Source organism: Rhodanobacter hydrolyticus (genome assembly GCF_044904645.1).
Genome location: NZ_JADIKK010000008.1, coordinates 2,315,992 through 2,329,605 on the forward strand (window position 1 = coordinate 2,315,992; position 13,614 = coordinate 2,329,605).

Annotated in this window: 13 protein-coding genes; 6 read left to right on the top strand and 7 right to left on the bottom strand. The window is 67.8% G+C overall.

Annotated features, from left to right (window positions below):
• Positions 1-164: 164 nt before the first annotated feature.
• The 3 genes from ISP25_RS13050 to ISP25_RS13060 all read right to left on the bottom strand — a co-directional run bounded on the left by ISP25_RS13050 (position 165) and on the right by ISP25_RS13060 (position 3,126).
• Positions 165-536, bottom strand: a complete 372-nt coding sequence (locus ISP25_RS13050; RefSeq protein ID WP_192156006.1) for a nuclear transport factor 2 family protein — start codon at positions 534-536, stop codon at positions 165-167.
• Between the two features lie 58 nt (positions 537-594).
• Positions 595-2,199, bottom strand: coding sequence for a S10 family peptidase (locus ISP25_RS13055; RefSeq protein ID WP_404614447.1), 1,605 nt, complete (start codon positions 2,197-2,199; stop codon positions 595-597).
• Between the two features lie 66 nt (positions 2,200-2,265).
• On the bottom strand, positions 2,266-3,126 hold the full coding sequence (locus ISP25_RS13060) for an EamA family transporter (protein WP_404614449.1): 861 nt from the start codon (positions 3,124-3,126) through the stop codon (positions 2,266-2,268).
• 123 nt (positions 3,127-3,249) lie between these two features.
• Here ISP25_RS13060 and ISP25_RS13065 point away from each other — a divergent pair, with 123 nt between their 5' ends.
• The 5 genes from ISP25_RS13065 (at position 3,250) to ISP25_RS13085 (ending at position 7,668) form a co-directional block, all read left to right on the top strand.
• The gene (locus tag ISP25_RS13065) at positions 3,250-3,768 is read left to right on the top strand and encodes a GNAT family N-acetyltransferase (RefSeq protein WP_404614451.1); all 519 of its coding nucleotides are present in this window, start codon (positions 3,250-3,252) and stop codon (positions 3,766-3,768) included.
• Between the two features lie 134 nt (positions 3,769-3,902).
• On the top strand, positions 3,903-4,643 hold the full coding sequence (locus tag ISP25_RS13070; protein WP_404614453.1) for a hypothetical protein: 741 nt from the start codon (positions 3,903-3,905) through the stop codon (positions 4,641-4,643).
• A gap of 138 nt (positions 4,644-4,781) precedes the next feature.
• Entirely contained in the window at positions 4,782-5,372 is a 591-nt protein-coding gene (locus ISP25_RS13075; RefSeq protein WP_404614455.1) for a DUF2239 family protein, read from the top strand.
• A 45-nt stretch (positions 5,373-5,417) separates the two neighbouring features.
• Positions 5,418-6,704, top strand: a complete 1,287-nt coding sequence (locus ISP25_RS13080; protein ID WP_404614457.1) for an MFS transporter — start codon at positions 5,418-5,420, stop codon at positions 6,702-6,704.
• Positions 6,705-6,765: 61 nt separating this feature from the next.
• Positions 6,766-7,668 (top strand): PhzF family phenazine biosynthesis protein, encoded by a 903-nt coding sequence (locus ISP25_RS13085; protein WP_404614459.1) that lies wholly within the window; start codon positions 6,766-6,768, stop codon positions 7,666-7,668.
• A gap of 13 nt (positions 7,669-7,681) precedes the next feature.
• Here the strand turns inward: ISP25_RS13085 and eda are convergent, their stop codons facing one another.
• From eda to zwf, 4 genes are all read right to left on the bottom strand, one after another.
• On the bottom strand, positions 7,682-8,326 hold the full coding sequence (gene eda, locus ISP25_RS13090; RefSeq protein ID WP_192156025.1) for a bifunctional 4-hydroxy-2-oxoglutarate aldolase/2-dehydro-3-deoxy-phosphogluconate aldolase: 645 nt from the start codon (positions 8,324-8,326) through the stop codon (positions 7,682-7,684).
• A gap of 92 nt (positions 8,327-8,418) precedes the next feature.
• Positions 8,419-10,263 (bottom strand): phosphogluconate dehydratase, encoded by a 1,845-nt coding sequence (gene edd, locus ISP25_RS13095; protein WP_450088477.1) that lies wholly within the window; start codon positions 10,261-10,263, stop codon positions 8,419-8,421.
• A gap of 196 nt (positions 10,264-10,459) precedes the next feature.
• Entirely contained in the window at positions 10,460-11,164 is a 705-nt protein-coding gene (gene pgl / locus ISP25_RS13100) for a 6-phosphogluconolactonase (protein WP_404614461.1), read from the bottom strand.
• 4 nt (positions 11,165-11,168) lie between these two features.
• Positions 11,169-12,635, bottom strand: a complete 1,467-nt coding sequence (zwf, locus tag ISP25_RS13105; protein ID WP_192156031.1) for a glucose-6-phosphate dehydrogenase — start codon at positions 12,633-12,635, stop codon at positions 11,169-11,171.
• A 215-nt stretch (positions 12,636-12,850) separates the two neighbouring features.
• Here zwf and ISP25_RS13110 point away from each other — a divergent pair, with 215 nt between their 5' ends.
• A complete protein-coding gene (locus tag ISP25_RS13110) occupies positions 12,851-13,603 on the top strand; it encodes a GntR family transcriptional regulator (protein ID WP_192156033.1) in 753 nt (250 codons plus the stop codon).
• The last annotated feature ends 11 nt before the right edge of the window (positions 13,604-13,614 follow it).

The window sequence follows — 13,614 nt, forward strand, 5'->3', positions numbered from 1 at the left end:
ATGACGTGGCCAGCAAAGAGAAGCAACTCGGGCGCCGGCAGGCGTCCGAAGCCGCTCCGTTACTTGCAAACGATCCCAAGCAACCCGCAACCGACACCAAACCGAAAGTCACCGCGGACACCAATCCTCATCCCAAAAAGGGAAGGGGCATATCTCCTCAAACTTCAACCGCTATGGTCAGCGATATAAACCAGCCGACCATCATGCTGCCGAAACTCGCTGCGCCCCTCCATCACGATGGACTGCCCCGCCCGCACCCCATTGGGCAGGTCGATGGCAAAGGTCCCTTCGAAGCGGATGCCGGCATACCCGCACCCGTCCGCCTCGCGCCAGGCAGTGACGGTCTGCCGGCGCATCGAGAACAAATGGCGCGAGCTTTCGGCGAGGTGCCGCAGTTCGGCGATGCCCATGGTGCGCAACGCCAACACGCCGCCGGTGTAGTTCTCGAACACCACCTCGTCCTGCATCGTCGCCAGCATGGCGTCGACGTCCATGCGGTTGTAGGCATCGAGGTAGCGGTCGACCAGGGCGCGCATGCGGTGGTTCCAGGTTGGCGGGGCGTGCATTTCAGCACGCGCCCAACGCGCCTGCCAGTCAGTGTTTGACGTTGTCCGTGCTCTCGATGAAGGCCGCCACGTTGTCGTGCAGCAGCTTCAGCGAGGGCACATGCGCATACACCATGTGGCCCGACGGGTACCAGTGGTAGGAGATGTTCTGCTGCAGCGAATCGGGGATCGGCAGGTGACGCATCTCGTACTGCGCCGCGAAGAACGGCGTGGCGAGATCGTAATAACCGCCGTTGAGCATCACCTTGAGGTTCGGATCGGTCTTCATCGCCGTGGCCAGGTCCGGCATCACGTTGGTGGACTGCTGCAACGCCTCGTGGCTGCCTGGCGCGCGATGCGACATGTCCCAATGGGAAATGTCGGCGTATTCGCGGTAGGTCTGGCCGTCGCCGTATTTCAGGTCCTTGCGCACGTAATCGTTGAAGGCGGCGATGTAGGCGGAACTGATCGCTGAGGACTGCGGGTCGTAGTCGGACTCCTTGCCCAGCGGATCCAGCGCCGGACCGGAGAAACGGGTGTCGAGGCGGCCGGTGGTGGTGTCGTCGTCCGCCTGCAGCTCGTGCTCGAACATGCCACCGCTGACGCGCAGGTTGGCCTTCACCCAGTACGCCGCCGGCACGCCGGTGTAGCGGTACAGCTTCTCGGCGATGGCCTGCTTGCGCGCGGCATCGAGTTGCGAGCCGGCGATCAGCGCCTGCGCGTATTCGCCGGTGGCGAACTGCTCCACTTCGCCGATCAGGGTCTCCACGTCGGCGGGCGGCGAAGGCAGCTTGTGGTGGTACCAGGCGGTCGCGGCGTAGGTGGGCAGCGCCAGCCAGTAGGGCTGATCCACGCCTGGGTTGGTATCCGGGCCATCCACGCTGTTGTCGAAGCTGAGGATCTGCGACAGCAGGATCACGCCATTGAGGTCCACGCTGTCGTCGTTGGTGAGGATGTTGGCCACCACCGCCGAGCGCGTGGTGCCGTAGCTCTCGCCGAACAGGTACTTCGGCGAATTCCAGCGCCCGTACTTCGACAGGAACTGGGTGATGAACTGAGCGAACGCATGGCCATCGCCGTCCACGCCATAGATCGCCTTCTCGCGATCCTTCATCTGTTCGGCGCGCTTGCTAGGATCCTTGTCGTCGGCAACCAACCGGCTGAAGCCCGCGCCCGGCGCGTCGATGAACACCAGGTCGGAGGCGTCGAGCAGACTGAAGTCGTTGTTGACCAGCTGGTACGGCGCGGCCGGCGTGTGGGAGTCGTCCGCGGTCACCACGCGCTTCGGTCCGAACGCGCCCATATGCAGCCACACCGTAGCCGAGCCGGGGCCACCGTTGTAGATGAAAGTGACCGGGCGCTCGCCCGCCTTCGCGCCCTTCTTGAAATAGGCGGTGTAGAACATGCTCACCGTGGGCTCGTGTTCCTTGTCGCCCGAGCCGTGCAGCACCAGGGTGCCGGCCACGGCCTGGTAGCGGATGCTCTTGCCTTCCACGCTCACCGAGCCTTCGCTGGTCGAGGATTGCGGCTTGGTCAGGGCCGCCTCGGGCGTGTCGGCCTGCGCGTCCTTGTCGGCCTTCTTGCCGTTGTCGGCGGCCACGGCGGTGCTGAGCAGCAGGGCGGCCAGGGCCGCGGCGAGGGGAAGCTTGCGCATGGGGAGATCCTCGGGATGACCGTCGCAGCATAGGAAGCGCTTTCGCGCGGCCGCATGCCCCGGAAGTCACGCTCCACGTGTCAGCAGCACGATGGCCAACAGCGCCAGCCCCAACGCGGCGACGTTGAGGCGGCTCAGGCGCTCGCGGAACAGCAGCACGCCAGCCAAGGCGCCCAGCATCACCACGCCGAGGTTCATGCTGGCGAATACCAGCGCAGGGTGTTGCGGCAACGCACGGTGCGCACGCAGGTAGAACAGGATGTTGCCGAAGTTGAACAAGCCGAGCAGCAGGCCGCCCAGGGCGTTGCGCAGGGTGAAGCGCGCGCCGCCGCGCAGGCGCCCCCATGCGGCCAGCGTGAAAGCCACCGGCAACGCCAGCACGAACATCGCCTCCAGCGACGTGCCCAGCGGCACACCCGCCGCCGCCACGCGCTTGAACAGCACGTCGATCGCGCCGAAGCCGGCGAATACCAGCAGCGGCCAGTACCACGATGCCGAGCCGCCTTCGCCGCGACCGTGCTCCCCACGCCACACCATGCCCAGCAGCGCGAGCAGCCCCAGTGCGCAACCCAGCGCCTTCGCCGGATCGAGCTTCTCGCCGAACAGCACGAACGCCGCCAGCAGCGAGAGCAGCAGCGACAGGCGCTGCGCCACATCCGAACGCACGATGCCCGCATGCCTTACCGAGGCGCCGAGCGCATGGAAGATCACGGGTAGCAGCACGCCCAGGCCGACCAGCGCAAACCATGGCGCGCCCGCTGCGCGCAGCGGCGCCAGCGAAGGTTGCAGCAGCAGCGCTGCAAGCGCGCATGCCATCACGTAGTTCCACGCCACCATCTGGCCCACGTCCAGCCCGAACCGTCGCGCCAGCTTCAGCAGCACCGACACCAGCACGCTGCAGATCGCGCTCGCCAGCACATAGACCATCGAACGGGTCCCGCTCCGGAAGGACGGCGAGCTTAATGCCTGCGACGCGGATTGCCGCAGATATCCTGACCGTGGAACGATGGCTGCCCGGTGCTTCGCGCCACGCAACCGCAGGCGACTTCCATGGATATCCGACTGCTCGACCGCAACGATGCTCCCGCCTACCAGGCATTGCGGCTGCAGGCGCTGCGTGAGAGTCCGGACGCGTTCAGCGCCAGCCACGAGGACGAGGCGACCCGCAGCATCGACGAAGTGGCGGCGCGCATCGTGCCGGCCGCGGACGGCTCGATGTGCATGTTCGGCATCTTCGAGAGCGGCGCCCTGACCGGTTTCGTGGCCCTCGTCCATCCACAACGGAAGAAGCTGCGTCATGGCGCCGAGCTGGCGGGCATGTATGTGGCACCAGCCTTGCGTCGGCGCGGGTTGGGTGCCGTCCTGTTGCATGCGGTGATCGCGCATGCGCGCTCCATCGATGGCGTGCGCCAGCTCGGACTCGGCGTCAACGCGACGAATGAAGCGGCGAAGGCCCTGTACCGTTCCGCGGGTTTCGTGCGTTGGGGCGTGCAGCCACGGGCGCTGCAGATCGGCAATGTGTTCCACGACGAGGAACACCTGTTGCTGCGTCTCGACGTCACGGGCTGAACCTTCCCCGGAAGCCGCGTAGCGCGGCTCACGCCTGCATCGCCTGCCGGCACGGAACCAACCGGCCGGCGTCAGGTCTTCGTCGTGGCCTGTGCGCCATCCGGCGCTGCATGATCGGGATGGAACCTCGCCACATGACTGGACGGACGGCATCGGCGGAACGGGAAGGGTCAATCCGGTATGGCCATCGGCTGCGCTGGACACGTGTCGCCACGCTGGCGGCCGTGGTGCTGATTCACCTGTGCTTCCTTGCCTTCCTGCTCGCACCGCCGCCGGGCCCGCGCTGGCCTGCGGCAGAAACGCTGACAGCATCGGCGGATGCGCTGGTCGTGCGCTTGCTGCCATCGAGGAAGCCGCCTGCCGAACCACCGCAAACGGCGGCCATGCCGCGGCTGCCGCGATCCACGCATGCCGCCGACTACCTGGCGCGCCATCCGATGCCTGTGCCCACCACGCGCTCAGCGACACTGGCGTCGCCGCCTCCGCCATCTGCGATGCCGCATCCGATCGACCGCCTGATCGTCGCCACGCCGCCCAGCTACATCGCCGGCGGTGGCCGGTTGTCCGAAGCGGAGTACGGGCAGCAGAACATCCGCGTGCCGAACGGCGACCAGCCGGTGCACGGCACGCCGGTGTTTCGCATGGCCGATCCGCGCATGCAGGGCATCGCCGGCGTGGTCCGCTTCGTCGGCAGCCAGTTCGGCGCCATCGATCCGCACTGCCTGAAGCTCGACGCCGAGAGCAACATGTCCATCCGCGAACGCGTCGCGAACCACGTCGATGCCGACGATGCGCAGATGGCCGCTTCCGCTGAACGCTATGGCTGCCCCGACCCGTTGAAACCGGGCGCCCCGATGTACTACTCCCGGCACTGAAGCCGACACCCGGAGTTGCCGGTCACGATGCTCTCGTCGCGACGCCCCGACAGGCCGGCCGACTATTTTGCCCGGGTGTTATTGACATCGATTTTAACCCGGACAAAAATAAGCGACCCATTCCACCCGGATCAATCCATGTCTTCGCCTGCCAATCCCGGCTGCACTGCCTTCGATGGCCACACGCTGGTCGCCTCCGGCACGCTTGCCGAAGTGGCACTGGCGGTGAAGCGCGCGCTCGACCAGGCCCCGGCATGCACGCCGCTGATCTTCGACGATGCCACCGGCCAATCGGTGGAAGTCGACTTCCGCGGCAGTGCCGACGAGGTGCTGGGGCGCCTGCAACCGGCCGCGGAAGGCGATGCGCCGCGCGGGGCGGGGCGCCCACGGCTCGGCGTGGTGGCGCGCGAAGTGACCCTGCTGCCGCGCCACTGGTACTGGCTGAACAGCCAGCCCGGCGGCGCCTCGGCCACGCTGCGGCGGTTGGTGGAGGAGGCGCGGCGCAACGGCAGCGCGAAGGATCGGGCCCGCCTTGCAGGCGAAGCCGCCGACCGCTTCATGCGTGTGGTCGGCGGCGATCTTGCCGGCTACGAGGAAGCCTCGCGCGCGTTATGGCGCGGTGACCGCGATGCCTTCAACCGCCATACTCGCAGTTGGCCGAAGGATGTACGCGAACACGCCCGCCGGCTCGCCGCCATCGCACGCGATGCCCAGGCCGAGGCCGGCTGAGCCGTCCGGCCGCAAGACACGGACCTACTCCCCAAAAGGATTTCCATGCCATCCCCGCTTGGCGCTTCACCGCTTGCACAGCGCGACTTCCGCCTGCTGTTCGGCGGCAGTTCGATCTCCGCGATCGGCGACCAGTTCACCCTAGTCGCCCTGCCCTGGCTGGTGCTCAAGCTCACCGGCAGCCCGGCCGCGTTGGGCCTGGTTCTGGCGACGATGGCGCTGCCACGTGCCGCTTTCATGCTGATCGGCGGTGCGGTGGTCGATCGCCTCTCCCCGCGCCGCGTACTGCTGGCGGCGCGCGGGGTGAATGCGCTGCTGGTGAGCCTGCTGGCGGCACTGGTGCTGGGTGGCGCCATCCAGATGTGGCTGGTGTATGCGCTGGCGCTGGGCATCGGCCTCGCCACCGCGTTCGCCTACCCGGCCGGATCGGCGATCCTGCCGCAGCTGGTGCCACCGACGCAGCTGCGCGCGGCCAACGCGCTGTTCATGGCCATGCGCCAGCTGAGCATGCTGGTGGGACCGGCGCTGGCCGGACTGCTCATCAGCACCGGCGCGCATGGCGTTCACGTCGGCGTGGCCGATGCCACCGGACTCGGCCTCGCCTTCGCTATCGATGCGCTGAGTTTCGTGTTTTCGCTGGTCTCGCTGGTGCTGATCCGTGTCCACGGCGACCATCATCCGCGCCCGCGCGATGGCGGCGTGCTGGCCAACGTCGGCGCGGGCATTCGCGCAGTCTGGGCCGACCTGCCGTTGCGCGCCTTCGTGCTTTATGCGGCCGTGGTGTCGGTGTTCGTAGGCGGGCCGATCCAGGTCGGCCTGCCGATGCTGGCCAATACCCGACTGGATCTCGGTGCCACCGCGCTGGGCATCCTGATGACCGCGAACGGCGGTGGCATGCTGGTGGGCAGCATGCTGTCCGGCCTCGCCGCGAAACTGGTGCGCAACCGGCTGGGCCTGATGGTGCTGGGTATCGACAGCGTGGCCGGCCTGGTGCTGGCCGCGCTGGCCTTCGACCACTCCACGCTGACCGGCGCCGCCCTGCTGGCCACCACCGGCATGCTGGGCGGCATCGCGCAGGTCACCATCGTCAGCTGGATCCAGCAACGCGTCGCGCCAGAGATGATGGGCCGCACGATGAGCCTGCTGATGTTCACCTTCATGGGCCTGGGGCCGCTGTCGGCAGCAGTGGCTGGCAGCCTGCTGAAGCTGATCTCGCTGCCCACGCTGTTCGCGGGTGCGGGGTTGGCGCTGACGGCGATCGCGCTGAGCTGCATGGTCAGCCCCGCGCTGCGCAGCATCGGCACGCCGCTGCGCGTGCCGGACGCTGCTTGATTGGCATCGTCTGCAGAGAAGGCCTGCCGCAGGCGCACGCTCCAAGAGGATCCGTTGCCCGATGAACACCATGCACACCGTTCGCTTCAGCCAAGTCGACGTGTTCAGCGCCGTGCCGTTCAAGGGCAACCCGCTGGCCGTGGTATTCGACGCCGACGGACTCGACACCGCGCAGATGCAGGCCATCGCGCGCTGGACCAACCTGTCGGAGACCACCTTCCTGCTGAAGCCGGATGATCCGGACGCCGACTATCGCGTGCGCATCTTCACCACTGGCGGCGAATTGCCGTTTGCCGGACACCCCACCCTGGGCACCGCGCATGCTCTTCGCGAAAGCGGTTACCGGCCGCGCCGGCCGGGCCGGCTGGTGCAGCAATGCGGCGTCGGCCTGGTCGAATTGAGCGAGCGCAACCACGGCCGCTGGGCCTTTGCTGCCCCGCCGGCCCGCATCACGCCGCTGCCGGCGCCGCAGCATGCCGGGCTGATCCGTGCGCTGCGCACTGATGCGATCGATTTCGCGGCGCCGCCGTGCATCGTCGACAACGGCGCGCCATGGTTGGTGGTGCGGATGAATTCAGCCGCCGACTGCCTCGCCCTCCGGCCCGACATCGCGATACTCGCGCCGGTGACGCGGGCCGGCGGCACCGACGGTTTGGCCATCTACGGCCCGCACGGTGTCGACGGCCCTGCCTGTTTCGAAATGCGTTGCCTGATGACCGGAGGCCGTTTCGGCTTCGGCGAGGATCCCGTCACCGGTAGTGCCAACGCGGCACTGGCGTGCCTGCTCGATGCGCAGGGACGGCGCCCCGCGGACACGTACATGGTGCGCCAAGGCACCGCGCTGGAGCGCGACGGGCGCGTGGCGATCAGCCACGATGCGCAGGGCCGTGTCTGGATCGGCGGCGACTGCGTGACGGTGATCGAGGGTTGCTTCCGCTACCAGGAGCCTTTGAACGGGCTCTAATGGCGGCGCATGTTCAGCGCAGCGCCGCCGCCTCGCGTGCCAGCTGCTCGATGCCGGCCCAGTCGCCGACCTGAAGCTTGTCCTTCGGCGTGAGCCAGGAACCGCCTACGCAGGCCACATTGGGCAGGGCGAGGAAATCCGGTGCGCTGGCGAGGCTGATGCCGCCGGTGGGGCAGAAGCGGATCTGCGGCAGCGGGCTGGCCCAGGCGCCGAGCAGTTTCGTTCCGCCCACGGGCACAGCCGGAAAAAGCTTCAGGTGCTTGTAGCCGCGTTCGAGCAGGCTCATCGCCTCGCCCGCGGTGGCCACGCCGGGCAGCAGCGGCAGCGCGCTGGCGTCGGCAGCGTCGAGCAGCTTCGGCGAGACGCCCGGCGATACCGCGAAACGCGCGCCGGCCACGCGTGCGGCTTCCAACTGCTGGCCGTCGAGCACCGTACCGACGCCCACCACCGCGCCTTCCACTTCGCTGGCGATGGCACGGATCGCATCCAGCGCCACCGGCGTGCGCAGCGTCACCTCGATGGCACGGATGCCGCCGGCGACCAGCGCGCGCGCCATCGGTACGGCATGCGCCAGTTCGTCGATGATGACCACCGGCACCACGGGTGCCAGCGCGAGGATATCGGCGAGTTGCTGTTGCTTGGTTGCTTGTGCGGTCATGGGATGGCTCACAGGTACGGGCTTGGCGTAGGAGCGCACCCTGTGCGCGAAAGGCGATCGCGCACAGGATGCGCTCCTACAGTTTGTGGAGATCAGGCATCGGCCGCGTGGTGGCGGTCGTGCTTGGCAAAGATGGTGGCTCCGGCATCCGCCGAGCCCACCGCGTTGCGCAGGGTGGCGAACAGTTCGCGGCCCATGCCGGCGTGATGCGTGGAGAGATCCGCATGCGCCTGCTCGCGCCCGGCCCATTCGGCGGCATCGACCTTGGCCTCCAGCGTGCCGGCAATCACGTCCAGACGGATGACGTCGCCGTCGCGCAGCTTGCCCAGCGGACCGGCGTCGATGGCCTCGGGCGTGACGTGGATGGCCGCAGGCACCTTGCCGGAAGCGCCGGACATGCGCCCGTCGGTGACCAGCGCCACGCGGTGCCCGCGTGCCTGCAGCAGACCCAGGGTGGGCGTGAGCTTGTGCAGCTCGGGCATGCCGATGGCCTTGGGCCCCTGGAAGCGCACCACGGCGATGAAATCGCGGTCGAGCTCGCCGCGGTCGAAGGCCTTCTTCACATCGTCCTGGTCGTGGAACACCACCGCGGGCGCCTCGATCACCAGTCGGTCGCCCGGCACCGAGGACACCTTGATGACGGCGCGGCCGAGGTTGCCTTGCAGCACGCGCAGGCCGCCGTCGGCGCGGAATGGCTCGTTGGCGGGACGCAGCACATCGCGGTTGGCGCTTTCGCTTACCTCGTTCCATGCCAACTTTCCGTTCGCGTCCAGCACGGGCATGCCGCGGTAGGCGTCGAGGCCGCGGCCCCATACCGTGTGCGCATCGCCGTGCAGCAGGCCGGCATCGATCAGCGAGCCGATCAGGAACGGCATGCCGCCGGCCTGGTGGAAGTGGTTCACGTCGGCGGAGCCGTTGGGATACACACGCGCCATCAGCGGCACCACGCCGGACAGCGCGTCGAAATCCTCCAGCGTCAGCGCAATGCCGGCCGCATGCGCCATCGCCACCAGGTGCAGCAGGTGGTTGGTGGAGCCACCGGTGGCATGCAGGCCAATCACGCCGTTGACGATGGTGCGCTCGTCGATCATGTGGCCGAGCGGAGTGTGGTGCTCGCCCGGCGCGCTGATCGTCGCGAGGCGGTGCACGGCGGCTTCGGTGAGCGCTTCGCGCAGCGGCGTGTTCGGGTTGACGAAGCTGGAGCCCGGCAGGTGCAGGCCCATGATCTCCATCAGCATCTGGTTGGAGTTGGCAGTGCCGTAGAAGGTGCAGGTGCCCGGCGCGTGATAGGACGCGGCCTCGGCTTCCAGCAGCTCGTCGCGCGAGGCCTTGCCCTCGGCGTAGCGCTGGCGCACGGCGCTCTTGGCGTCGTTGGAAATGCCGCTGGGCATCGGCCCGGCCGGCACGAAGATCGTGGGCAGGTGGCCGAAACTCAGCGCGCCGATCAGCAGGCCCGGCACGATCTTGTCGCAGATGCCCAGCATCAGCGCGCCGTCGAACATGTCGTGCGACAGCGCGATCGCGGCGGACATGGCGATCACTTCGCGCGAGAACAGGCTCAACTCCATGCCGGCCTGGCCCTGCGTGACGCCGTCGCACATCGCCGGCACGCCGCCAGCCACCTGTGCGGTGACGCCGGCCTCGCGTGCCACGCGGCGGATCAGTTCGGGATAGCGCTCGTAGGGCTGGTGCGCCGAGAGCATGTCGTTGTATGCGGTGACGATGCCGATGTTGGACGCATGGCCGCTGCGCAGCGCCGCCTTGTCGTTTTCGCCGCACGCGGCGAAGCCGTGCGCGAGGTTGCCGCAGGAAAGCCGCGCGCGATGCGGGCCGTCGCGGCGCGCGGCGTCGATGCGCGCGAGATAGTCGGCGCGGCTCTTGCGGCTGCGCGCTGCGATGCGGGAGGTGACTTCGGCGACGACAGGGTGCAGGGGCATGACACGTTTCCGGGAATCAGGGAGGGAAGCGGGCCATGAATGGCCCGCCCGCGAAGCAGGCGCAAAGCGCCTGCTTCGCGGGGCCTGATCCGAACAAGTTCGGATCAGGCGAGTCCATAAAATGCAGGAAGCACTTTGTGGACAATCAGGCACGGCGCTTTTGCTTTGCTGCCATGCCTACGAAGCAATATCGAGATCAAGGACTCCAATAAATCGCCAGCGGCACGCTGACCTGCATCACCACGGAGCGCACCGGATAATCCTTTGCAGCATCCACTCCCTGTTGCACGGCTGCCAGCAGATCGCGCTTGCCGGTACCACGCACCAGCAGGTACAGCGCGCGGGTATCGAGCAGCGCAGGCAGACTGAGCGTGACGCGCGGCTCGCCGGCGCCCGCTGCATGCATCGGCCACACCTTCGCCGTGCCGTGGGGATCGGTGGCCTCGGCGAGATGGTCGCCACCGGGGAAGAACGATGCGGTATGGCCGTCGTCGCCCATGCCCAGCACCACGGCATCGAACGGCGCCGGCAACGCGACGATGCGTGCTTCGGCTTCCGCCAGCCCCGCTTCCGGCGTGGCTGCGCCGGTGTAGAGCGGCACGAAGTTCGCGGCGGCGGCGGCGTTCTGCAGCAGGCTCGACTTCACCAGTCTTGCGTTGGAACGATCGTCGGTGTCCGGCACCCAGCGCTCATCCACCAGCGTGACGGTGACAGTCGGCCAGTCCAGCACCTGCTTCGACAATTGCACGAAGAACGCCTTGGGCGTCGTGCCGCCCGAAACCGCGATCACGGCGCCGCCGCGCGCCGCGATGGCTTCGCGCAGTTGCGCGGCAACGTTCTGAGCGAGTGCCTCGGCCTGCGCGTCGGCATCGGCGAAGTTTTGCGTGGTGACGTTCGCCATTGCCTTACTCGCTGTCTTCCAGCCAGGTACGGCCATCGCGCTCGATCAGGGCCACCGCCGCGCTCGGCCCCCAGGTGCCGGCGGCGTACGGGCGCGGCGCTTCGCCGCTTTCGGCCCAGGCGGCGAGGATGGGATCGGCCCAGCGCCAGGCCGCCTCCACTTCGTCGCGGCGCATGAACAGGGTGGGGTTGCCGCGCACCACGTCGAGCAGCAGGCGCTCGTAGGCGTCCGGCTGCGCCACGCCGAAGGCTTCGGCAAAGCTCATGTCCAGCGGCACGTGGCGCAGGCGCAGGCCGCCGGGACCGGGGTCCTTAATGGTGAGCCACAGCTTCACGCCCTCGTCCGGCTGCAGGCGCAGCACCAGACGGTTCTGCGCCAGCGGGCCGGCGCTGGTGCCGAAGATCGAATGCGGCACCGGCTTGAACGCCACGACGATCTCGGAAACGCGCTCGGGCAGGCGCTTGCCGGTGCGCAGGTAGAACGGCACACCGGCCCAGCGCCAGTTTTCGATCTCGGCCTTGAGCGCCACGAAGGTTTCGGTATCGGATTTCGAACCCTCGAGTTCGTCCTGGTAGCCCGGCACGGACTGGCCCTCGGCCACGCCGGCGCGGTATTGGCCGCGCACGGTGAGCTGGGCGGCGTTGCCGTTGTCGATGCGCTTGAGCGATCGCAGCACCTTGAGCTTCTCGTCGCGCACCGCGTCGGGCGACAGCGAGGCCGGCGGTTCCATCGCCACCATGCACAGCAGCTGCAGCAGGTGGTTCTGCACCATGTCGCGCAACGCACCGGCACGGTCGTAGTAACCGGCACGGCGACCCAGGCCCAGTGTCTCGGCCACGGTGATCTGCACGTGGTCGATGTGGCTGGCGTTCCACAGCGGTTCGAACAACGCATTGCCGAAGCGCAACGCCAGCAGGTTCTGCACCGTTTCCTTGCCGAGGTAGTGGTCGATGCGATAGGTCTGCGACTCGGCGAACACCTTGCCCACCGCGTCGTTGATGCGGTTGGCGCTGGCCAGGTCGCGGCCGATCGGCTTCTCCAGCACCACGCGCGAGCGTTCGCCGTTGAGGTTGCACTGGCCGAGCCGGCGGCAGATGTCCTCGAACAACTCAGGCGACGTGGAGAGGTAGAACACCCGGATGTGTTTCGGCTGCTCGCCGATCATCGCGGCAAACGCGTCCCAGCCTTCGTCCTTGCGCGCGTCCAGCGGGCGATAGAACACCTGCTGCAGGAAGGTGTCGAGCTTCGCGGCGTCGGCACCCTTGTCGACCAGCGATTCGCGCAGCTGCGCGCGGTAGCCGGCGTCGTCCAGCGGCTCGCGGGCCACGCCGACGATGCGGCTGCCGGCCGGGATCTGGCCGTCGAGGTAACGATGGAACAGCGCAGGCAGCAGCTTGCGCAAGGCAAGGTCGCCGGTACCGCCGAAGATCACCAGGTCGAACGGATCGACCGTCTGGAAAGTAGCCGTCACGCGATCACCTCAATACGGGGAAGACGGGCAGGCCGGAGGGGGATTCGGCCCGTCGCACGACGATAGTACCAGTGGGATACCAGGGCAAGCACCGCTTTGCATACGAATTCATTGACGCCCCGGAAGCCGCTCCGGAGCTCGATTTTCTCCATGGTCCACGAAATGGACGTCCAGACCGCTTGCAGCCAATGGTTTGCTATTGGTATCTTCTTGGCATGGAAACCGCCCTGGCCCGCGAATACCGCCGCATTTGCCGCGACCCCACCAGCCATCAGCCGCTGGCCTACCTGCGTCTGCGCAGCGCGATCCGCAACGTGGTCGAGCAGCGCGCCATCGAGCCGGGCCAGGCGCTGCCCAGCGAGCGCGACCTGTCGCAGGCACTGAAGCTGTCGCGCGTCACCGTGCGCAAGGCCATCGCTGGCCTGGTCGAGGAAGGACTGCTCACCCAGCGCCACGGCGCCGGCACCTTCATCGCCGAGCGCATCGTCAAGCCGATGTCGCGGCTTTCCAGCTTCACCGAGGATCTGCGCGACCGCGGCCTGCATCCGCGTTCGGAGTTCTTCGAGCGCAGCGTGGGCGAGGTCACGCCGGAAGAGGCGATGGCGATGAACCTGTCACCCGGCACGCTGGTGGCGCGCCTGCACCGCGTGCGCTACGGACAGGACGAACCGCTGGCGATCGAGCGCAGCGTCGTCCCCGCCAGCGTGCTGCCCGACCCGACCGTGGTACGCGATTCGCTCTACGAGGTGCTGGAGTCGCTGGGCTGCCGCCCGAGGCGCGCACTGCAGCGCCTGCGCGCGGTGTCGCTGGGCGTGCAGCATGCACGCCAGTTGCACGTGGCCACCGGCAGCGCGGGGCTCAACATCGAGCGTCGCAGTTTCCTCGACGACGGTCGCGTGGTCGAGTTCACCTGTTCCTGGTACCGCGGCGACATCTACGACTTCGTCGCCGAATTGCACGCCGACTGACCCTCTTTCAA

Bases quoted from the DNA above. Each gene is read 5' to 3' on its own strand.
- ISP25_RS13050 (WP_192156006.1), bottom strand. From the start codon at position 536: ATGCGCGCCCTGGTCGACCGCTACCTCGATGCCTACAACCGCATGGAC.
- ISP25_RS13055 (WP_404614447.1), bottom strand. From the start codon at position 2,199: ATGCGCAAGCTTCCCCTCGCCGCGGCCCTGGCCGCCCTGCTGCTCAGC.
- ISP25_RS13060 (WP_404614449.1), bottom strand. From the start codon at position 3,126: ATGGTCTATGTGCTGGCGAGCGCGATCTGCAGCGTGCTGGTGTCGGTG.
- ISP25_RS13065 (WP_404614451.1), top strand. From the start codon at position 3,250: ATGGATATCCGACTGCTCGACCGCAACGATGCTCCCGCCTACCAGGCA.
- ISP25_RS13070 (WP_404614453.1), top strand. From the start codon at position 3,903: ATGACTGGACGGACGGCATCGGCGGAACGGGAAGGGTCAATCCGGTAT.
- ISP25_RS13075 (WP_404614455.1), top strand. From the start codon at position 4,782: ATGTCTTCGCCTGCCAATCCCGGCTGCACTGCCTTCGATGGCCACACG.
- ISP25_RS13080 (WP_404614457.1), top strand. From the start codon at position 5,418: ATGCCATCCCCGCTTGGCGCTTCACCGCTTGCACAGCGCGACTTCCGC.
- ISP25_RS13085 (WP_404614459.1), top strand. From the start codon at position 6,766: ATGAACACCATGCACACCGTTCGCTTCAGCCAAGTCGACGTGTTCAGC.
- eda (WP_192156025.1), bottom strand. From the start codon at position 8,326: ATGACCGCACAAGCAACCAAGCAACAGCAACTCGCCGATATCCTCGCG.
- edd (WP_450088477.1), bottom strand. From the start codon at position 10,263: ATGCCCCTGCACCCTGTCGTCGCCGAAGTCACCTCCCGCATCGCAGCG.
- pgl (WP_404614461.1), bottom strand. From the start codon at position 11,164: ATGGCGAACGTCACCACGCAAAACTTCGCCGATGCCGACGCGCAGGCC.
- ISP25_RS13110 (WP_192156033.1), top strand. From the start codon at position 12,851: ATGGAAACCGCCCTGGCCCGCGAATACCGCCGCATTTGCCGCGACCCC.